Annotated in this window: 15 protein-coding genes and 1 riboswitch; of the genes, 7 read left to right on the top strand and 8 right to left on the bottom strand. The window is 75.5% G+C overall.

The genetic code is table 11. The annotated features are described in order from the left end of the window. Positions 1 to 109 precede the first annotated feature (109 nt). Entirely contained in the window at positions 110 to 778 is a 669-nt protein-coding gene (locus tag ABZY20_RS33090; protein WP_356446531.1) for a fasciclin domain-containing protein, read from the top strand. A 76-nt stretch (positions 779 to 854) separates the two neighbouring features. Then, positions 855 to 1,187 carry a hypothetical protein gene (locus ABZY20_RS33085; RefSeq protein ID WP_356446529.1) on the top strand — a complete coding sequence of 111 codons (333 nt, stop codon included), beginning with the start codon at positions 855 to 857 and terminating at the stop codon, positions 1,185 to 1,187. A 318-nt stretch (positions 1,188 to 1,505) separates the two neighbouring features. Here ABZY20_RS33085 and ABZY20_RS33080 read toward each other — a convergent pair whose 3' ends face one another. Beyond that, entirely contained in the window at positions 1,506 to 3,569 is a 2,064-nt protein-coding gene (locus tag ABZY20_RS33080; protein WP_356446528.1) for a regulator, read from the bottom strand. Between the two features lie 55 nt (positions 3,570 to 3,624). Then, positions 3,625 to 7,227, bottom strand: a complete 3,603-nt coding sequence (cobN, locus tag ABZY20_RS33075) for a cobaltochelatase subunit CobN (protein WP_356446526.1) — start codon at positions 7,225 to 7,227, stop codon at positions 3,625 to 3,627. Positions 7,228 to 7,313: 86 nt separating this feature from the next. Continuing rightward, a riboswitch (cobalamin riboswitch) is annotated at positions 7,314 to 7,387 on the bottom strand. 105 nt (positions 7,388 to 7,492) lie between these two features. Here cobN and cobG point away from each other — a divergent pair. From cobG to ABZY20_RS33060, 3 genes are read left to right on the top strand one after another with little or no spacing between them, the layout of a single operon-like run. Beyond that, on the top strand, positions 7,493 to 8,827 hold the full coding sequence (cobG, locus tag ABZY20_RS33070) for a precorrin-3B synthase (protein ID WP_356446555.1): 1,335 nt from the start codon (positions 7,493 to 7,495) through the stop codon (positions 8,825 to 8,827). Beyond that, entirely contained in the window at positions 8,824 to 9,495 is a 672-nt protein-coding gene (locus tag ABZY20_RS33065; protein WP_356446524.1) for a precorrin-8X methylmutase, read from the top strand. The genes cobG and ABZY20_RS33065 overlap by 4 nt, the downstream gene beginning before the upstream one ends. Further along, positions 9,492 to 10,979 carry a precorrin-2 C(20)-methyltransferase gene (locus ABZY20_RS33060; protein WP_356446523.1) on the top strand — a complete coding sequence of 496 codons (1,488 nt, stop codon included), beginning with the start codon at positions 9,492 to 9,494 and terminating at the stop codon, positions 10,977 to 10,979. Before ABZY20_RS33065 ends, ABZY20_RS33060 begins: the two co-directional genes overlap by 4 nt. A 616-nt stretch (positions 10,980 to 11,595) precedes the next feature. On the opposite strand, the gene ABZY20_RS33055 is transcribed toward ABZY20_RS33060, so the two are convergent. Beyond that, the gene (locus ABZY20_RS33055) at positions 11,596 to 12,432 is read right to left on the bottom strand and encodes a cobalt-precorrin-6A reductase (protein WP_356446521.1); all 837 of its coding nucleotides are present in this window, start codon (positions 12,430 to 12,432) and stop codon (positions 11,596 to 11,598) included. A 30-nt stretch (positions 12,433 to 12,462) separates the two neighbouring features. Between ABZY20_RS33055 and ABZY20_RS33050 the strand changes: the two genes are divergently transcribed. Further along, on the top strand, positions 12,463 to 13,602 hold the full coding sequence (locus tag ABZY20_RS33050) for a cobalt-precorrin-5B (C(1))-methyltransferase (protein ID WP_356446519.1): 1,140 nt from the start codon (positions 12,463 to 12,465) through the stop codon (positions 13,600 to 13,602). 136 nt (positions 13,603 to 13,738) lie between these two features. On the opposite strand, the gene cobM is transcribed toward ABZY20_RS33050, so the two are convergent. Then, on the bottom strand, positions 13,739 to 14,488 hold the full coding sequence (gene cobM / locus ABZY20_RS33045; protein ID WP_356446517.1) for a precorrin-4 C(11)-methyltransferase: 750 nt from the start codon (positions 14,486 to 14,488) through the stop codon (positions 13,739 to 13,741). A 47-nt stretch (positions 14,489 to 14,535) separates the two neighbouring features. Then, on the bottom strand, positions 14,536 to 15,735 hold the full coding sequence (cbiE, locus tag ABZY20_RS33040) for a precorrin-6y C5,15-methyltransferase (decarboxylating) subunit CbiE (RefSeq protein WP_356446553.1): 1,200 nt from the start codon (positions 15,733 to 15,735) through the stop codon (positions 14,536 to 14,538). A gap of 272 nt (positions 15,736 to 16,007) precedes the next feature. Between cbiE and ABZY20_RS33035 the strand changes: the two genes are divergently transcribed. Next, positions 16,008 to 16,286, top strand: a complete 279-nt coding sequence (locus ABZY20_RS33035; RefSeq protein WP_356446515.1) for a DUF4190 domain-containing protein — start codon at positions 16,008 to 16,010, stop codon at positions 16,284 to 16,286. 139 nt (positions 16,287 to 16,425) lie between these two features. Here the strand turns inward: ABZY20_RS33035 and ABZY20_RS33030 are convergent, their stop codons facing one another. From ABZY20_RS33030 to ABZY20_RS33020, 3 genes are all read right to left on the bottom strand, one after another. After that, a complete protein-coding gene (locus ABZY20_RS33030) occupies positions 16,426 to 17,634 on the bottom strand; it encodes an FAD-dependent oxidoreductase (RefSeq protein ID WP_356446513.1) in 1,209 nt (402 codons plus the stop codon). Positions 17,635 to 17,727: 93 nt separating this feature from the next. After that, on the bottom strand, positions 17,728 to 18,672 hold the full coding sequence (locus ABZY20_RS33025; protein WP_356446511.1) for an RNA polymerase sigma-70 factor: 945 nt from the start codon (positions 18,670 to 18,672) through the stop codon (positions 17,728 to 17,730). A gap of 86 nt (positions 18,673 to 18,758) precedes the next feature. Further along, positions 18,759 to 19,190 carry a hypothetical protein gene (locus ABZY20_RS33020; protein WP_356446509.1) on the bottom strand — a complete coding sequence of 144 codons (432 nt, stop codon included), beginning with the start codon at positions 19,188 to 19,190 and terminating at the stop codon, positions 18,759 to 18,761. Between the last annotated feature and the right edge of the window lie 93 nt (positions 19,191 to 19,283).

Genomic DNA, 19,283 nt, shown 5'->3' with positions numbered 1-19,283 from the left:
GCTCGGAGTTCTCGGGGCTCACGGAATGCGCGGTGCCGCCGGGCGACGAACCGGAACACCCGCGTAAGCCATTGCCACTGAAGCTGTTCCCGTCAACAGGAGCCAGATCATGAACACCCGTATCCGCCGTACCGCTGTCACCGTGGCCGCCGCCGTGGTCCTGCCGCTGGCCCTGAGCGCCTGTTCCGACAGCGGCAGCGACTCCGCCGGGTCCGACTCCTCCTCGAAGGCCTCGGCGTCGGCGCCGGCGTCCGCCTCGGAGGACGGCATGGCCGGGTCGGGCAGCGGCGCCTCCACGGGCGAGGAGCCCTTCGGCACCGCCTGCTCGGCGGTGCCCAAGACCGGTGCCGGCTCCTTCGACGGCATGGCCCAGGACCCGGTCGCCACCGCCGCCTCCAACAACCCGGCGCTGTCCACGCTGGTGTCCGCGGTGAAGAAGGCCGGCCTGGTCGACACCCTCAACAACGCCGAGAACATCACCGTGTTCGCCCCGACCAACGACGCCTTCGCCAAGATCCCGAAGGACACGCTGGACAAGGTGCTCAACGACAAGGAGCAGCTGACGAACATCCTGACCTACCACGTCGTCGGCCAGAAGCTCGCGCCGAAGGACCTGGAGAACGGCTCCTTCGAGACCCTGCAGAAGTCGAAGCTCACCACCGCCGGCTCCGGCGAGTCCTACACCGTCAACGACTCCGCCAAGGTCGTCTGCGGCAACGTCAAGACCGCCAACGCCAACGTCTACATCATCGACAGCGTGCTGATGCCCAGCAGCTGACGCGGACCACGACTGCCGGGCACCCCACGAGGGTGCCCGGCAGTCGTGCCTCCCCGAGGCAAGGATCCCCAGAACCATGCCGGCCCTCATCCGCATACGAGTCCTCGCCGTCTGCGGCACCCGGCTGTGGTGTGCGGGGGCGGGGCCGCTGACCGCCGGTGTCAGCCGTGCCGTGCGCGACGACCTGACCGGGCTGTGCGCCGGGATGTCCGTGGTCGGGCTCGATCTGCGGGAACTGCGCCTGCCCGCGGACGACTTCCTGCCCGGCGCGCCGTGGCCCGACGGTCCCGGGGCGATCCATCTGCTGGCGCCCGACGCGTTGCGGTCGCGCACCGCCCACGACGAGCGCGTGCGCTGGCACACCGACCTGCGCACCGCCTGGGAGGCGTGGTCCGGCCCGCCCGGCTGACCCGGCCTCCCCGGCTGGCCGGTGACCATGTCCTCGTAGAACCCGGCGGCGGATCCGTGGATTCGCCCGGATGTCCGCGTCACGGATCCTGCGGGCACCACCGCACGCCCCTCGCACGGCCGGAGCCCGCCTCGGTCGCGCCCGCGTCCCGCCGCTGTCGGGGCGCCGGTTGGAGATCCGGCCGCGGGTCTGGCCCGAAGCGCACACCCCGCCAGACGCCCTCCCTGCCCGGGCCGCGCGCCCCGACGGCGGGGGCCCCAGCAGGCCGTGGCACGGCCGGAGCCCGCCCCCGCCGCGCCTCGCCTTCCCCCGTGCCCGTCAGTCCCCCGGCAGGGGTCCTCCCCCGGCTGCCCATGACAGGAGGGCCTGAGGGGTGCTCGCGGTGGATCGTTCCAGGAGGGTGTCGTACTCCGTCGGTCCCAGCAGGTCCAGGAGGCGGTCCTGGCAGTGGTCGCGCAGGGGGGCCATCTCCGGTGTGCCGCGCTGGGGGTGGCCGACCGTCTCCCAGTAGCGCTGCGCCGCGCCGAAGGCGTGGACGGCGGCGCGCGGCTCGCCCGCGTCGGCCAGCGCGATGGCCAGGAGGTCCAGCGCCAGCGCGATGCCGAAGGCGTCGCCGATGTGCCGCTTGGCCTCCAGCGTCGCCCGGGCGTGCCGGACGGCGTCCCGTTCGCGGCCCTCCATCACGGCGATGAGCGCGAGCTGGTGGTCGAGGTAGGAACGCGTCCAGTACTCGTCCGCCGCCACGCAGTCGTCCCGCAGTCCGAGGGCCTCCCCGCGGGCCTGCTCCAGGCGTCCCGAGCCGGTGAGGGCGAAGACGCGGACGAGGCGGCACATCGCGCTCGCGGCGGTCGGCAGCTCCCCGTGGCCGGCGGCCGTACGGGCGTGCACCGTCAGCGGCTCGACGACCGCCGCGGCGGCCAGCGGGCGGCCCTCCAGCAGGTGCAGCAGCCCGTCCAGGTAGGCGGCGCGTCCCCGGGCCTCGGGGCCGAGGGGCTGGGCCACGTGCCAGGCGTCGGCGGCGGTCAGGCGGGCGGCCTCGTACTCGCCCTGCAGCGTCAGGGAGACCCCCAGGGCCCACAGCCCCTGCGCCCAGGTCCCGCCCCGGCGCTCCCCCGGCACGAGCCGGGTCGCCCGCTCCAGGTACTGGCGCGCCTCGTAAAGGTAGCCGGAGCAGACCCAGTAGAAGGCGACGTGGCCGGCCATCTCCAGGGCGGCGGCCGGGTCGGTGGCCAGGAGGTGGTCGAGGGCCAGCCGGATGTGCGGGTGGAGAGAATCGATCCGCCGGTACCAGTCGCGCTGGGCCGGGCCGAACCACTCGTGGTGGGCCTGCCGGGTCACACCGAGCACGTGCTCGGCGTGACGGTCCGCCACCGCCTGCTCCTCGCCCAGCTCCGCCAGCCACATACGGCCGTACTCCCGGACCGAGTCGAGCATCCGGTACGTGCCGCCCCCGCGCATGACCACCGACTTGCCGCACAGCGCGGCCAGGGCCGGACCCACCCCGGAGGGCGTCAAAGGACCGCGGCCCGCGACCTGCTCGGCGGTGGTGCCGTCGAACGCGCCCGGCAGGTAGGACAGCCGCGCCCACAGCAGCCGCTCCAGCGGCGTGCACAGCTCGTGGCTCCAGCCGATCGTGGTGCGCAGCGCGTCGTGCCGCCGCGGCGCCCGGCCCGGCTGCCGCGGGGGCAGGTCCACCAGGGCGCGCGGGCCCACGCAGAGGTCGGCCAGCGGCATGCTCCGCAGCAGCGCGGCGGCCAGTTCCAGGGCCAGCGGCAGCCGCTCCAGGTGCTCGCACACCGTGGCGGCCAGCTGCGCGTCGGCGTCCTCCTTCAGCGGGCTTCCGGCCGCCGCGGCCCGGTCGGCGAACAGCGCGACCGCCTCGTCCGGCGACGCCAGCGGCTCGATCCCGACGACCGTCTCGCCCCGGATCCCCAGCGGCTCCCGGCTGGTGGCCAGGACCCGCAGACCGGGGCAGGCCGTCAGCAGGTCGCCCACCAGCGCGCGGCACGCGCCCGGCAGATGCTCGCAGGAGTCCAGCACCAGCAGGACCCCGCGCTCGCCGATCCAGGTGCAGATCGCGTCCACGGGCAGCCGCGGGGTGTGGTCGGACAGGCCGAGCGCGTCCGCCACCGTGGCGGCGAGGTGCTCCGCGTTGCGCAGCGGGGACAGGTCCGCCCAGGCCACGCCGCCCCCGGCGGTCACCAGCCCGAGGGACACGGCGTGCCGGGCGAGACGGGTCTTGCCGACCCCTCCCACACCGGTCAGCGTGACCAGCCGGGAACCGAGCAGGGCCGCACCGACCAGCTCGAGCTCCTCCGCCCGGCCCACGAAAGAGCCTTCTTCCTCCGGACTCGTCCACACCACGACCCCATTGTCACCCACGCCCTGACGGTCGGTCAGCGCGAGGGCACAACGCGTGAGACGCCCCGGCGGCCGCTCAGTCGCCGCCCTCCAGGTCGCCCTCCGTCTCCAGGTACACCTGCCGCAGCGCCTGCAGCACCGCCGGGTCCGGCTTCTCCCACATCCCGCGCGACTCCGCCTCCAGCAGCCGCTCGGCGATGCCGTGCAGCGCCCAGGGGTTGGCCTGCTGGAGGAACTCCCGGTTGGCCGGGTCCAGCACGTACGCCTCGGTGAGCTTGTCGTACATCCAGTCGGCGACCACACCGGTCGTGGCGTCGTAGCCGAACAGGTAGTCCACCGTCGCGGCGAGTTCGAAGGCGCCCTTGTAGCCGTGGCGGCGCATCGCCTCGATCCACTTGGGGTTGACGACCCGGGCACGGAAGACCCGGGATGTCTCCTCGACGAGGGTGCGGGTGCGGACCGTCTCGGGGCGGGTGGAGTCGCCGATGTACGCCTCGGGGGCGGTGCCGCGCAGGGCGCGGACGGTGGCGACCATGCCGCCGTGGTACTGGAAGTAGTCGTCCGAGTCGGCGATGTCGTGCTCGCGGGTGTCGGTGTTCTTCGCCGCGACCGCGATCCGCCTGTACGCCGTCTCCATCTCGTCCCGGGCCGGGCGGCCGTCGAGTTCGCGGCCGTAGGCGTAGCCGCCCCACACCGTGTAGACCTCGGCGAGGTCGGCGTCGGTGCGCCAGTCGCGGGAGTCGATGAGCTGCAGCAGGCCGGCGCCGTAGGTGCCGGGGCGGGAGCCGAAGATGCGGGTGGTGGCGCGGCGTTCGTCGCCGTGGTCGGCCAGGTCCGCCTGCACGTGCGCCCGGACGTGGTTGGCCTCCGCGGGCTCCTCCAGCGAGGCCGCGAGGCGGACCGCGTCGTCGAGCAGGCCGATCACGTGCGGGAAGGCGTCCCGGAAGAAGCCCGAGATGCGCAGGGTCACGTCGATGCGCGGACGGCCCAGCTCCGCGTACGGGATCGGCTCCAGGCCCGTCACACGGCGGGAGGCGTCGTCCCAGACGGGGCGGACGCCGAGCAGGGCGAGCGCCTCGGCCACGTCGTCGCCGGCCGTGCGCATCGCGCTGGTGCCCCACAGCGACAGGCCGACAGAGGTGGGCCACTCGCCGTTGTCGGTGCGGTAGCGCTCCAGCAGGGACTCGGCGAGGGCCTGGCCGGTCTCCCAGGCCAGCCGGGACGGCACGGCCTTGGGGTCGACGGAGTAGAAGTTGCGGCCGGTCGGCAGGACGTTGACCAGGCCGCGCAGCGGGGAGCCGGACGGGCCGGCGGGGACGAAGCCGCCGTTCAGGGCGTGCACCGCGTGGTCGAGTTCGCCGGTGGTCCCCGACAGGCGCGGGACGACCTCGCGGGCCGCGAACTCCAGGATGGCCGCCACCTGTTCGGCGCGCTCGGCGGGGACACCCGCCGCCACGGCGGGGACGGCGGCCGGGTCCCAGTCCGCGTCCTCCATCGCCTGCACCAGCGCACGGGCCTTCTCCTCCGCCTCGTCGGCGGTGGTGCGGGTCGCGGCGGACTCGTCCAGGCCGAGCGCCTCGCGCAGCCCGGGCAGGGCCGTCGTACCGCCCCAGATCTGGCGGGCGCGCAGGATCGCGAGCACCAGGTTGACGCGGTCGGCGCCGGCGGGCGGGTTGCCCAGGACGTGCAGGCCGTCGCGGATCTGGGCGTCCTTGACCTCGCAGAGCCAGCCGTCGACGTGCAGCAGGAAGTCGTCGAAGCCGTCGTCGTCGGGGCGGTCCTCCAGGCCCAGGTCGTGATCGAGCCGCGCCGCCTGGATCAGGGTCCAGATCTGGGCGCGGATCGCCGGGAGCTTGGCCGGGTCCATGGCGGAGATCTGCGCGTACTCGTCGAGGAGTTGCTCCAGGCGCGCGATGTCGCCGTAGGAGTCGGCGCGGGCCATGGGCGGCACGAGGTGGTCGACGAGGGTGGCGTGCACGCGGCGCTTGGCCTGGGTGCCCTCGCCCGGGTCGTTCACCAGGAACGGGTAGATCAGCGGCAGGTCGCCCAGGGCGGCGTCGGGGCCGCAGGCGGCGGACAGGCCGGCGTTCTTGCCCGGCAGCCACTCCAGGTTGCCGTGCTTGCCGAGGTGGATCATCGCGTCGGCGCCGAACCCGCCGTCCTCGGCGCGGGCCGCGATCCAGCGGTAGGCGGCCAGGTAGTGGTGGGACGGCGGCAGGTCCGGGTCGTGGTAGATCGCGATCGGGTTCTCGCCGAAGCCGCGCGGCGGCTGGATCAAAACGAGCAGGTTGCCGAAGCGCAGGGCGGCGAGGACGATGTCGCCCTCCGCGTTGCGGCTGCGGTCGACGAACATCTCGCCGGGCGCCGGGCCCCAGTGCTCCTCGACCGCCGTGCGCAGCTCCTTCGGGAGCGTGGCGAACCAGCGGCGGTAGTCGGCCGCCGGGATGCGGACCGGGTTGCGGGCGAGCTGCTCCTCGGTCAGCCACTCCTGGTCGTGGCCGCCGGCCTCGATGAGGGCGCGGATCAGCTCGTCGCCGTCGCCGGAGGCCATCCCCGGCACGTCGTCGAAGACGTACCCCTCCTCCCTGAGCCGGCGCAGCAGGGCGATCGCGCTGGCGGGGGTGTCCAGGCCGACCGCGTTGCCGATCCGGGAGTGCTTGGTCGGGTAGGCGGACAGCACCAGGGCCACGCGCTTGCCGGCGGCCGGGATGTGCCGCAGCCGGGCGTGGCGTACGGCGATGCCGGCGACGCGGGCGGCGCGCTCCGGGTCGGGGACGTAGGCGGGCAGGCCGTCGGCGTCGATCTCCTTGAAGGAGAACGGGACGGTGATGAGGCGGCCGTCGAACTCGGGGACGGCGATCTGCGTGGCCGCGTCGAGCGGGGAGACGCCCTCGTCGTTCTCCTCCCAGGCGGCGCGCGAGCCGGTCAGGCACAGGGCCTGCAGGATCGGAACGTCCAGGGCGGCGAGCGCGCCCGCGTCCCAGGACTCGTCGTCACCGCCGGCGGACGCCTGGGCCGGCTTGGTGCCGCCGGCGGCCAGGACGGTCGTGACGATGGCGTCGGCGGCCCGGAGCTCCTCGACGAGCTCCGGCTCGGGGGCCCGCAGGGACGCCACGTACAGCGGCAGCGCCCGGCCGCCCGCTTCCTCGATCGCGTCGCACAGGGCGCCCACGAACGCGGTGTTGCCGCTCATGTGGTGGGCGCGGTAGTAGAGGACGGCGACCGTCGGGCCGTCGCCGCCGCGGGAGGCGCGCTCCAGCGGTCCCCAACTCGGCGCGGGCGCCGGGGCCTCGAAGCCGTGGCCGGTCAGCAGGACCGTGTCGGACAGGAAGCGGGCGAGCTGCTCCAGGTTGGCCGGGCCGCCGTGCGCGAGGTAGGCGTGGGCCTCGGCGGCGATGCCGACCGGGACGGTGGAGGCGGCCATCAGCTGCGCGTCCGGGGCCTGTTCGCCGGTGAGCACGACCACCGGGCGGCCGTCGGCGAGGAGCAGGTCGAGACCGTCCTGCCAGGCGCGGATGCCGCCGAGGAGGCGTACGACGACCAGGTCGGCGCCGTCGAGGAGACCGGGCAGGTCCTCGAGCGGGAGGCGGGCCGGGTTGGCGAAGCGGTAGGGCACCGGGCCGTCTGCCGCACGGGCGCTCAGCAGGTCGGTGTCGGACGTCGACAGCAGGAGGATCATGCGGCGTCGGCCTTCCTCGGGGTGTCCGCGCCCCGGGTGGTGGTGTGGGGTCCCTGGCTCCTGCGGAGGGGGGAGCCGGGGGAAGGGAGTTCCTGACTTGCCCGGTCTGTGGCCGGGTTCACAGTGGCGGGACCGCGCCGGATTCTCACCGGGCTTCCTCCCCTGGTCGCCGTGGTGGCGGTGGTGACGGACCTGATGATCCGCCGACGAGCATAGTAAGGGGCAGGGGAAAAGGGCAGAGCGTACAGCCCATGTGATGGTCGGTATGCTCGCCGCCATGTCCACGGCTGCCTCTCGTCCATCGCCCCAGGCCACAGCGGCCTCACGGGTGCGCGGCGACGCCTGCCCGGGGACGCTGCGGCTGCACTCGGCGGACGACGGCGCCCTGGCCCGGGTCCGCGTCCCCGGCGGCGTGGTGACCGTCCGCCAGGCCGAGGCCCTCGCGGACGCGGCGCGGCGGCTGGGCGACGGCGACCTGCATCTGACCTCGCGCGGCAACGTGCAGCTGCGCGGGCTGCGGCAGACGTGCGGCGCGGAGCTCGCCGGGCTGCTGGACGCGGCCGGGCTGCTGCCGTCGCACGCGCACGAGCGGGTCCGCAACGTGGTCGCCTCGCCGCTGTCGGGGCTCGACGGGCGGGGCCTGCGCGACGTGCGGCCCTGGCTGACGGACCTGGACGCGGCGCTGTGCGCGAGCAGGACGGCTCCCGAGCTGTCGGGGCGGTTCCTGTTCGCGCTCGACGACGGGCGCGGGGACGTGGCCGGGCTCGGCGCCGACGTGACCGTGCGGGCGACCGCGGACGGTGCCGCGCTGCTCGGGCTGGGCTCGGGCGGCGAGGTGCTGCGCGTCTCCGCCGGTGACGCGGCGCGTGCCGCGGTGCTGGCGGCGGAGGCGTTCGCCGCACTCGTGCGGGACAGCGGGACGCGCGCCTGGCGGGTGGACGAACTGGGCGCTGCGCGGGATGAGTTGCCCGGCGCGGTCCGGCGGCGGCTGGACTCCGCGGGTGTCGGCTGCGCGAGCACGGCCGCGGTGGCCGCCGGGGGTGGTGCGGGTCCGCTCCCGGGAGCCGCGGTGGCCGCCGGAGGTGGTGCGGGTCCGCTCCCGGGAGCCGTGGGGTCCGCCCTGTCGGTGCATGTCCCGCTGGGCCGGCTCACCCCGCCGCAGTGGCGGGAGCTGACGCGGGCGGCCGCCGGCGAACTGCGGCTGACGCCGTGGCGCGGGGTGGTCGTACCCGTGTCGCCGGACGACGACACCGCGCGGCTCCTGGCCCGCATCGCCGCCACCGGTCTCGTCACCGACCCCGCCTCGCCCTGGCTGCGGGTCGGGGCCTGCATCGGCCGTCCCGGATGCGCCAAGTCCCGTGCGGACGTACGGGCGGACGCGGAACGCGCGCTCGCCGCGGCCGGCCGGTCCCCCCTCCCCCTGTACTGGTCGGGCTGCGAACGCCGCTGCGGACACCCCCCGGGTGACCGGGTCGACGTGGTGGCCGCGCCCGGCGGCGGCTACGAGCTCTCCGCCGTCACCGCGCGGCGGCAGCCGCGCACCGCACCGCTGGACGACCCGTCCCACCTCGCCACCGCCCTGGCGGCGATCACCCCATGAGCCGTAAGACGACCGAGAGCAGCGAGAACACCACCGTGACCACGTACGACTACGAGAAGGACGGCGCGGCCATCTACCGCCAGTCCTTCGCCACCATCCGCGCGGAGTCGGACCTCGCGGGCCTGCCCGCCGACGTCAGCCAGGTCGCGGTCCGGATGATCCACGCCTGCGGCATGGTCGACCTCGTACGGGACCTGGCCTACACGCCCGCGGTCGTGGCCCGGGCCCGTGAGGCCCTGCGCGCGGGCGCGCCCATCTTCTGCGACGTGCAGATGGTGGCCAGCGGCGTGACGCGCAGGCGGCTGCCCGCCGGCAACGACGTGCTGTGCACCCTGTCCGACCCGTCCGTCCCGGAGCTGGCGGCGAAGCTCGGCACCACGCGCAGCGCCGCCGCGCTGGAGCTGTGGCGGGACCGGCTGGAGGGCTCCGTCGTCGCCGTGGGCAACGCGCCCACCGCCCTCTTCCGGCTCCTGGAGATGATCGAGGAGGGGGCGCCCCGGCCCGCCGCCGTCATCGGCGTCCCGGTCGGTTTCATCGGGGCCGCCGAGTCCAAGGACGCCCTGGCCGCGCATCCGTCCGGCCTGGAGCACCTGGTCGTCCGCGGCCGTCGCGGGGGCAGCGCCATCGCCGCCGCCGCGCTCAACGCGATCGCGAGTGAGGAAGAGTGAGCGGCAAGCTGTACGGGGTGGGGCTCGGCCCCGGTGACCCGTCCCTGATGACCGTACGGGCCGTCGAGGTCATCGCCGGGGCGGACGTGATCGCGTATCACAGCGCCCGGCACGGGCGGTCCATCGCCCGCTCGATCGCGGCGCGGCACATCCGTGCCGACCACATCGAGGAGAAGCTGGTCTACCCGGTCACCACCGAGACCACCGACCATCCCGGCGGCTACCAGGGCGCCATGGACGACTTCTACGCCGAGGCGTCCGCGCGGCTCGCGGCCCATCTCGACGCCGGGCGGACGGTCGCGGTCCTCGCGGAGGGCGACCCGCTGTTCTACGGCTCGTACATGCACATGCACAAGCGGCTCGTGGACCGCTACGACACCGAGGTGATCCCCGGGGTCACGTCGGTGTCCGCCGCCGCGGCCCGGCTGGGCACGCCGCTCGCCGAGGGCGAGGAGGTGCTGACGATCCTGCCGGGCACGCTGCCCGAGGAGGAGCTGACGGCCCGGCTCGCCGCGACGGACGTGGCGGTGGTGATGAAGCTGGGCCGCACCTTCCCCAAGGTGCGGCGCGCGCTGGAGAGTTCGGGCCGGCTGGAGCGGACGCGGTACGTCGAGCGGGCCACCATGGGCGGGGAGCGCCTGGCCGAACTGGCCGACGTGGACCCGGAGTCGGTGCCGTACTTCTCGGTCGCGGTGCTGCCGAGCCAGGTCGACGCGGGGCCCGCCGTGCGGGAGCGAGGCGAGGTCGTGGTGGTCGGCACCGGGCCCGCCGGGCCGCTGTGGCTGACGCCGGAGTCGCGGGGCGCCCTCGCCGCCGCCGACGACCTCGTCGGCTACACCACCTACCTGGACCGGGTGCCGGTGCGTCCCGGGCAGCTCCGGCACGGCTCGGACAACCGGGTCGAGTCCGAGCGCGCCGAGTTCGCGCTGCAGCTCGCGCGCCGGGGTCGGCGGGTGGCCGTCGTCTCCGGGGGCGACCCGGGCGTCTTCGCGATGGCCACGGCCGTGCTGGAGGTCGCCTCGGAGAAGGAGTACGCGGACATTCCGGTGCGGGTGCTGCCCGGCGTGACCGCCGCGAACGCCGCGGCGGCCCGGGCCGGTGCCCCGCTCGGGCACGACTACGCCACGATCTCGCTGTCCGACCGGCTCAAGCCCTGGGAGGTCATCGCCGAACGGCTGCGCGCGGCGGCCTCGGCGGACCTGGTGCTGGCCCTGTACAACCCCGGCTCGCGCAGCCGCACGTGGCAGGTGGGCAAGGCCCGGGACCTGCTGTTGGAGTACCGGGACCCGGACACCCCGGTCGTGGTCGCCCGGGACGTCGGCGGCCCCGGCGAGCGGGTGCGGATCGTGCGCCTCGGCGCCCTCGATCCGGCCGAGGTCGACATGCGCACGATCCTGCTGGTCGGCTCCTCCCAGACGCGCGCGGTGCAGCGCGCCGACGGCGAGGAGATCGTCTGGACGCCGCGGCGGTATCCGGAGGAGTGAGGCACGCAGCGGTCACGGCGAGACCTCGGCCGTGACCGCACCGGTGGGGTGAGGACCCTTGCGGGTCGGGGGGTGCGTGGGCCCGCCCTGTGCCGGTGGGTCGGGGCGAGGGCGTCGCATGGCGGCGAGGTGAGTGCGCTCCATGGCGGCGAGGCGAGTGCGCTCCATGATGGCGAGGTGAGGGACCCGCGCCACGGCCGGGGGGCAGCCCTGCGGGCGGCAAGGTGGGGCCCCACATGCCGGTGAGGTGATGGCCCCGCATCGCGACGAGGTCAGGGACCCCGCGCCAGGGCCGGGGGACAGCCCCACGGGCGGCACGGTGGGCCCCACATGCCGGTCAGGTGGCGGCCCCGCATACCGACGAGGTGAGGGGCCCGCGCCCCGGCCGCGGGACAGCCCACGGGCGGTTGAGGTGAGTGCGCTCCATGTCCGCGCGGTGAGGGCCCCGCGCCACGGCCGGGCGCCCAGCCCGCGGACGGCGAGTCAACTGCCCCGGCCCTCCACCGGCCCCCGCCAGCGACGCGGGCAGCGCCCCGCGAGTCGGGCCGGGGCCTGCTCCTCGTGGACGCGGGGCCACCGACGTATGCTCCCCGCCCGTCGGTCGGGGGCAACGGGGTCAGGAGGGGCGGGAGATGCCGGCGTCCGCTGCCCCGCGCGGGCCCGCCCCGCCCAGCCCCGTCAGCCCCGTCAGCCCCGTCAGCCCTGTCAGCCCTGTCAGCCCTGTCAGCCACGTCACGGCCTCCCCGGCGGTGGCCACCGACGCTACGTCCGCCGGTGGCGGCGGGCGGCGGACCACGACCACCGGGAGGCCCGCCTCGCGTGCCGCGGTCAGTTTCGGGGCGGTGGCCGTGCCGCCGCTGTCCTTCGTCACCACGACGTCGATGCGGTGCCCGCGCAGCAGCGCGCGCTCGCCGTCGAGGGTGAAGGGGCCGCGGTCGAGCAGGACCTCCATGCGGGGCGGCCCCGGGGGCTCCGGCGGGTCGACGGAGCGGACGAGGAACCACAGGTCGTGCAGGTCCGCGAAGGCGGCGAGGCCCATCCGGCCGGTGGTGAGGAACACCCGGCGGCCGAGGGCGGGCAGCAGGCCCGCGGCCTCCCGCAGGGACCCGGCCTCGTGCCAGCGGTCGCCCGGTTCCGGGACCCAGCCGGGCCGGCGCAGCGCGAGCAGGGGAACATGGGCGGTGGCGGCGGCCCGCGCCGCGTTGAAACTGATCGTCCCGGCGAAAGGGTGCGTGGCGTCGATGAGCGCGTCCACCTCATGCTCGCGCAGCCAGGCCGCGAGCCCCTCCGCCCCGCCGAAGCCGCCCACCCGTACCTCGCCGGGCGGCAGCCGGGGCGCGGCGACCCGCCCGGCCAGGGAGTTCGTCACCCGCGCTCCGGGCAGCGGCCCGGCCGCCAGGAGTTCGGCGAGGCGACGGGCCTCCGTGGTCCCGCCGAGGATCAGCACGTGCACGACAGTCCGGTCCCTTCCGAAGAGTGAGCCATGACCAGCGAGGCCAGGGGCGGTCGCAGCGCCCAACTCAAGCACACCGGTCTGCGGCCGGGCTGGACGACCGGCGCCTGCGCGACCGCGGCGACGACCGCCGCGTACACCGCGCTGCTCACCGGGGAGTTCCCCGACCCGGTGACGATCACGCTGCCGAAGGGGGAGACACCCGCCTTCGCGCTGGCGGCCGAGGAGCTGACGGACGCGTGGGCGATGGCCGGGATCGTCAAGGACGCCGGTGACGACCCGGACGTGACGCACGGCGCGCTGGTGCGGGCGACCGTGCGGCGGCTGCCCGCCGGGTCCGGGGTCGTCTTCCGGGCGGGCCCCGGTGTGGGCACGGTCACCCGCCCGGGCCTGCCCCTGCCCGTCGGCGAACCGGCCGTGAACCCCGTGCCCCGCCAGATGATGCGCGACCACGTCGCCGCGGTCGCCGGGCGGTACGGCGGCAGCGGCGACGTGGAGATCACCGTCTCCGTCGACCACGGCGAGGAGATCGCCCGTTCCACCTGGAACCCCCGCCTCGGCATCCTGGGCGGGCTGTCGATCCTGGGCACGACCGGCATCGTCGTCCCCTACTCGTGCTCGGCGTGGATCGACTCCATCCGGCGCGGGGTGGACGTGGCGCGGGCGGCGGGCCGTACGCACGTCGCCGGCTGCACCGGTTCCACCTCGGAGAGGACGGTCGTCGCCGAGTACGGGCTGCCCGAGGACGCCCTGCTGGACATGGGCGACTTCGCGGGCGCGGTCCTGAAGTACGTGCGCCGCCACCCGGTGGACCGTCTCACCGTCTGCGGCGGTTTCGCCAAGCTCTCGAAGCTGGCCGCGGGCCATCTGGACCTGCACTCGGCCCGCTCCCAGGTCGACAAGGCCTTCCTCGCCCGGCTGGCCAGGGCGGGCGGCGCGGACGAGGCACTGGCCGCCGAGGTGGCCGGCGCCAACACCGGCCTCGCCGCGCTGCGGTTGTGCGAGGCGGCCGGCGTCCCGCTCGGCGACCTGGTCGCGGCGACGGCCCGCGGCGAGGCGCTGGCCGTGCTGCGCGGGGCGCCGGTCGCGGTCGACGTCATCTGCGTCGACCGGGCGGGGACGGTGGTGGGGCGCAGCGGGGTGGCGGGACCGCGCGGCGGAGGGGACTGAGCCCCCGGCTCCGGGCCTCCCGGCTCTGGCTCCCGGCCCCGGGCTCTCGGCCCCCGGCCCCCCTCCCGGCTCCCGGGTCCGCCCCCGCCTCCGCTCCCGCCCTCGCCGTCACCTCGCCCTCGCCCTCGCCCCCGCCTCAGCAGACGTGCCGCTCCCGCTCCGGCGAGTACAGGTGGCTGTCGCGGAACTGCTCCGCGCCGAGGGTCCGGCCGACCATGATGACGGCCGTGCGCAGCACCCCGGCGGCCTTCACCTGCCCGGCGATGTCGTCGAGCGTGCCGCGCAGGACCACCTCGTCGGGGCGGGAGGCGTAGGCGACGACGGCCGCGGGGCAGTCCGCGCCGTAGTGCGGGAGCAGTTCCTCGACGACGCGGTCCACGTACCGGGCGGCCAGGTGCAGCACGAGGAGCGCGCCGCTGCGGCCGAGGGTGGCCAGGTCCTCGCCCTCGGGCATGGGGGTGGCGCGCTGGGCGATCCGGGTGAGGATCACGGTCTGGCCGACGGTCGGCACCGTCAGCTCCCGCTTCAGCGCGGCCGCGGCGGCGGCGAAGGCGGGCACGCCCGGCACCACCTCGTAGGGCACCCCGGCCGCGTCGAGGCGCCGCATCTGCTCGGCGACCGCGCTGAACACTGACGGGTCGCCGGAGTGCAGCCGGGCCACGTCGTGGCCCTCCTCGTGGGCGCGGACCAGCTCGGCGGTGATCCGGTCCAGGTCGAGCTGCGCGGTGTCCACCAGCCGGGCGTCCGGCGGGCACTCGGCGAGCAGCTCGCGCGGCACCAGGCTGCCCGCGTACAGGCAGACCCGGCACGCGGCGAGCGTCCGGGCGCCGCGCAGCGTGATCAGGTCGGCGGCACCGGGCCCGGCACCGATGAAGTACACGGTCATCTGCTTGCTCCTGGAGAAGGGTGAGGGTTCGTCAGGCGTCTACGCGTCTACGCGTCCTTCTGGACGGCCCACTGCGTCACCGGCATCGCCTGCCGCCACCCGGTGAAGCCGCCCACGGGCACCGCGTGCGAGACGGCGAGCCGCACCAGCTCGCCGCCGCGGCGCCGGCAGGCGTCGGCGAGCACCGCCTCCGACTCCAGCGTCACGGTGTTGGCGACCAGGCGCCCGCCGGGGGGCAGCGCGGCCCAGCAGGTGTCGAGGAGGCCGGGCGCGGTGAGGCCGCCGCCGATGAACACCGCGTCGGGCGGCGGCAGTTCGGCCAGGGCGCCGGGTGCCGAGCCGGTGACGACCCGCAGTCCCGGCACGCCCAGGCGTGCGGCGTTGCGCCCGATCCGCTCGGCCCGCACGGGGTCGCGTTCCACGCTCACCGCGCGGCAGGAGGGGTGCGTCCGCATCCACTCGACGGCGATCGAGCCCGACCCGCCGCCGACGTCCCACAGCAGTTCGCCGGGCGCGGGCGCGAGCACGCCCAGCGTGACGGCCCGGACGTGCCGTTTGGTCAGCTGCCCGTCGTGCTCGTACGCGGTGTCCGGCAGCCCGGGCACGGCGCCGAGGCGTTCGGTGCCCGGGGCGCGGCGGCACTCGACGGCGACGAGGTTGAGGGGGTCGCCGGGCGGGTGCGCCCAGTCGTCGGCGGTGGCCGCGGCGGTGGTGTGCTCGCCGGGGCCGCCGAGCTGCTCCAGGACCCGCATCCGGCTGGGGCCGAAGCCGCGGTCGCGCAGCAGGGCGGCGACCTCGGCGGGGGTGGCGGCGTCGGCGCTGAGCACGAGCAGGCGCCGGCCGTCGTGCAGGGCGGCGGCGAGCCGGGCCGCCGGGCGGCCGACCAGGGTGACGACCTCGGTGTCCTCGACGGGCCAGCCGAGCCGGGCGCAGGCGTGGGAGACCGAGGAGGGGTGAGGCAGGACGCGCACGGGGCCGAGCACCTCGGTCAGGGTGCGGCCGATGCCGTAGAACATGGGGTCGCCGCTGGCCAGCACGGCGATGCGGCGGCCGGTGTGCGCGGCGATGAGTCCGGGGACGGCGGGGCGCAGCGGCGAGGGCCAGCCGACCCGTTCCCCGGCGCACTCCGGGGGCAGCAGGTCCAGCTGGCGCGGGCCGCCGATCAGGACCTCGGCGTCCCGCAGCACGGCACGCGAACCGCCGGGCATCCCCGCCCAGCCGTCGGCGCCGATCCCGACGACGGTCACGTCGGCCGGCGCGGCGGGGTCGGCGGGGCGTACGCGGGTCACGGCTCGGTACCTCGGGGCTCGGGGGACGACACCGACGCACTTTACGGGCGGCGGGCGGCGTTACCCCGTGCGGGGTGGGCCCGGGCGGCGGCCCCCGGAACGGGCGGAACGCACTCCCCGGGGAATTCATGGACATGGCAAGGCGACGAGGGGGCATCCGCACAGGCAAGTCGAAAGTGAGCGATGTGCGGCGGTTCGTTCCGCACTGTCCGACCCTCAGGAGGCCCTCAATGGCGAGTTTCGGCAGCTCCTCTGCTGCGTCCCGATCGCGTACCAACGGCCTGGCGATCGCCAGCCTGTGCTGCGGCATCGTCGGGTTGTTCTTCCTGAACATCGTGCTGGGCCCGCTGGCCATCGTCTTCGGTGCCGTGGCCCGCCGTCAGGGCGGCGCCGGGAACGGCATGGCGAAGGCCGGCATCATCCTCGGCGTCGTCGACGTGGTGCTGTGGCTCGTGCTGCTGCTCGTCGCCGCCAACAACGGCGGTTTCAGCTGGTACGTGGGCGGCTGACGGGCGCCCGGAACGACCGCGGGGACGGACTCCCGCTGCCGGCGGCGCGGTGGGCCGCCGGCAGCGGGAGTCCGTCGCTGGTGGGCCCGGTGGGCCCGGTGGGCCTGGCAGGCCCGGTGCGCCCGGTGGGCCCGGCCGGTCAGGCCGCCTGGCGGACCGCCGTCTCGGTCCCCTCGGTCCCGGTGCGGGCGGGCTCCCGTACGACGCGCCGGCGGCGGGCCGGCAGCAGGACCGGGTGGGCGACGGCCCAGGCCGCGCCCTTGCAGATCACTTCCTTGTAGACCGCGGCGAGGCGTCCGGTCAGGGCCGCCCGGACGGCGCGGTCGTCGGCGGTGACGTACTGGATCAGGCCTTCCCGGCGGCCCAGCGAGACGCACTGGTTGAAGTAGCGCAGCGGGACGTCCGGCAGCCTGCCCCCGGTCAGGCGGGCCGCGAGGGCGTCGGCGGCCTGCCAGGCCATCGGGGTGCCGGTGGCGCACGACATCCGCAGCGGCTTGCCGCCGGGGCCCATCGCCATGGCCGCGTCGCCGACGGCGTACACGTCCGGGTGCGAGACCGAGCGCATGGTCCGGTCGACCACGATCTGGCCCCGGTCCGTGACCTCCAGGGTGGTGGCCGCGGCGATCGGGTGCACGGCGAAGCCGGCCGTCCACACGGTGACCGCGGCGGGGATCGCCGCCCCGTCGGCGGTGGTGACGCGGTCGGCCTCCACGGCCGTGACGGCGGTGTGTTCGTGGACGGTGACGCCGAGCCGGCCGAAGACCCGGCGCAGATGGGCGCGGCCCTTGTCCGAGAGCCAGTCCCCCAGCCCGCCGCGGGCGGCGAGGGCGACGTCCAGGTCGGGACGGGCCTCGGCGATCTCGGTCGCGGCCTCCACACCGGTCAGCCCGCCGCCGACCACGACCACGCTCTCCCCGGCTCCCAGCCGTGCCAGGCGCTCACGCAGCCGCAGGGCTCCGGGACGGCCGGCGATCTCGTGGGCGTGCTCGGCGCTGCCGGGGACGCCCTGGTCGTCCCAGCCGCTGCCGAGGGCGTAGACGAGGCTGTCGTAGGGCAGTTCCTCGACGCCGTTCGCGTCGCTGACGGTCACGGTCCTGGCGTCGGCGTCGACGGCGGTGACCTCGGCGAGCCTCAGGTCGACGCCGGTGCCCGCGAACATCTCGCGCAGCGGCCGGGGCCTGAGGTCCTGGCCGGTGGCGAGCTGGTGCATCCGGACGCGTTCGACGAAGTCGGGTTCGGCGTTGACGAGCGTGATGGCCACGTCCTCGCGGTGCAGTCGCCGGGCGAGGCGTCCGGCGGCGACGGCTCCGGTGTATCCGGCTCCGAGGACGACGATGCGGTGCTGCATGTCCCTGCTCCTGTCTTCAGCGGATTCGCCTCTTGAACCGGGCGGCCCGCCGTTTCCTGACAGAAGGGCGATGTGAAGCAGGTCACACAGGGGTCAGAACGCCGTGACCAGGGGTTCGCCGTGGTCGGTGGCGGCCCAGTGCCGGGTCGCGCGTTCCAGCTTGTCGGGGTTGACCTGGTTGCGGAGCGCGGCGATGCCCTCCGGGGTGATCTCCAGGCTCATGACGCCGAAGACCCGGCCGTCGACGACCGCCACGAGCCCCGGGCCGCCGTTGACGGTCGCGCGGTACATCGCGACCGGGCCGCCGACCAGGGCGCGCTGGGCCTTGCCCGGCTTGAACAGGCCCCGCAGGAACTTCGCGACCGCGAGGGCCCCCTCGAACGCCTTGGCGCGGGCCGGGACCTTTCCGCCGCCGTCGCCGATCGCCACGGCGTCCTCGGTGAGCAGCCGGACGAGCGGTTCGGTCCTGCCGCTGGTGGCGGCGGCGAGGAACTCGTCGATGACCCGCCGCGCGGTGGCCTCGTCGACCTCGGCACGGGCCCTGCCCTCGGCGACGTGCTTCCTGGCCCGGTGGAAGATCTGCTGGCTGGCGGCCTCGGTGATGTCGAGGATCGCGGCGATCTCGCGGTGCGGGTAGTCGAAGGCCTCGCGCAGCACGTACACCGCCCGCTCGTTGGGCGTCAGCCGCTCCAGCAGCGTGAGGACCGCGTACGAGACCGACTCGCGCTGCTCGGCGGTGTCGGCGGGGCCGAGCATCGGGTCCCCGGCGAGCAGCGGCTCGGGCAGCCACTGCCCGACGTAGGTCTCACGCCGGGCGCGGGCGGAGGTGAGCTGGTTCAGGCACAGGTTGGTGAGCACCTTGGTCAGCCATGCCTCGGGGACCTCGATGCGGGTCACGTCGGCGCCCTGCCACCGCAGGAACGTCTCCTGCACCACGTCCTCGGCCTCGCTCGCCGAGCCCAGCAGCCGGTAGGCCAGGGCCTCCAGGCGGGGCCGGAACGCTTCGAACCGGTCGACGTCGTCCGCGGTCAGGGGCATGGTCCGGATCCTAACTCCAGGACCCCGCGCGGCGGGTGCCGCGTTCCGCGCGTGCCGTGCTCCGGCGGACGCGGACCCCCGGGGCGTTACAGGTCTCTCCACCCGTCGCCGTGGCGTCCCTTCCCGGGCGCGAGGCGGCGGTAGGCGGCGCGGGCGTGCACGACCCGGGCGAGGGCGGTGCCGGCGAGGGTGGCGGTGAGCAGGCAGGCGAGCCAGGTGGTGTCACGGTGGTTGGCCCAGGAGAGGGTGCCCATGGGCGGGATGCCGAAGGCGTTGAGGAACAGCCAGCAGAGCACGGCCGTGCCCGGCGCCGCCGTGAACCGGGCGCGCAGCCCGAGCAGGCCGGCGAGCAACGACAGGCCGGCCAGGACCAGTCCGGTCCGGTAGGGCCCGACCACGCTGTTGAGCAGCGCCACCAGCAGCAGTGCGCCGCCGACGGCCCCGGCCCAGACCAGCGGGGTCGCCACGGGCTGGGGGACGGGCCTGGCCCCGGTCCCCAGGGGCTTCCACTCGATCACGCCGGCGCTTCCTTCCGGTCCTCCTGGACGGCGATTGTCCCCCGCGTCCGTCCCGTCGGACTGTGTCGGGGGGACCGGGTGCCTGTCAGGACG

The sequence above is a fragment of the Streptomyces sp. NPDC006624 genome, assembly GCF_040611555.1.
GTDB lineage: Bacteria > Actinomycetota > Actinomycetes > Streptomycetales > Streptomycetaceae > Streptomyces.
This window is presented reverse-complemented; position numbering and strand designations above follow the sequence as displayed.

Bases quoted from the DNA above. Each gene is read 5' to 3' on its own strand.
- ABZY20_RS33090 (WP_356446531.1), top strand. From the start codon at position 110: ATGAACACCCGTATCCGCCGTACCGCTGTCACCGTGGCCGCCGCCGTG.
- ABZY20_RS33085 (WP_356446529.1), top strand. From the start codon at position 855: ATGCCGGCCCTCATCCGCATACGAGTCCTCGCCGTCTGCGGCACCCGG.
- cobN (WP_356446526.1), bottom strand. From the start codon at position 7,227: ATGATCCTCCTGCTGTCGACGTCCGACACCGACCTGCTGAGCGCCCGT.
- cobG (WP_356446555.1), top strand. From the start codon at position 7,493: ATGCTCGCCGCCATGTCCACGGCTGCCTCTCGTCCATCGCCCCAGGCC.
- ABZY20_RS33065 (WP_356446524.1), top strand. From the start codon at position 8,824: ATGAGCCGTAAGACGACCGAGAGCAGCGAGAACACCACCGTGACCACG.
- ABZY20_RS33050 (WP_356446519.1), top strand. From the start codon at position 12,463: ATGACCAGCGAGGCCAGGGGCGGTCGCAGCGCCCAACTCAAGCACACC.
- cobM (WP_356446517.1), bottom strand. From the start codon at position 14,488: ATGACCGTGTACTTCATCGGTGCCGGGCCCGGTGCCGCCGACCTGATC.
- ABZY20_RS33035 (WP_356446515.1), top strand. From the start codon at position 16,008: ATGGCGAGTTTCGGCAGCTCCTCTGCTGCGTCCCGATCGCGTACCAAC.
- ABZY20_RS33030 (WP_356446513.1), bottom strand. From the start codon at position 17,634: ATGCAGCACCGCATCGTCGTCCTCGGAGCCGGATACACCGGAGCCGTC.
- ABZY20_RS33025 (WP_356446511.1), bottom strand. From the start codon at position 18,672: ATGCCCCTGACCGCGGACGACGTCGACCGGTTCGAAGCGTTCCGGCCC.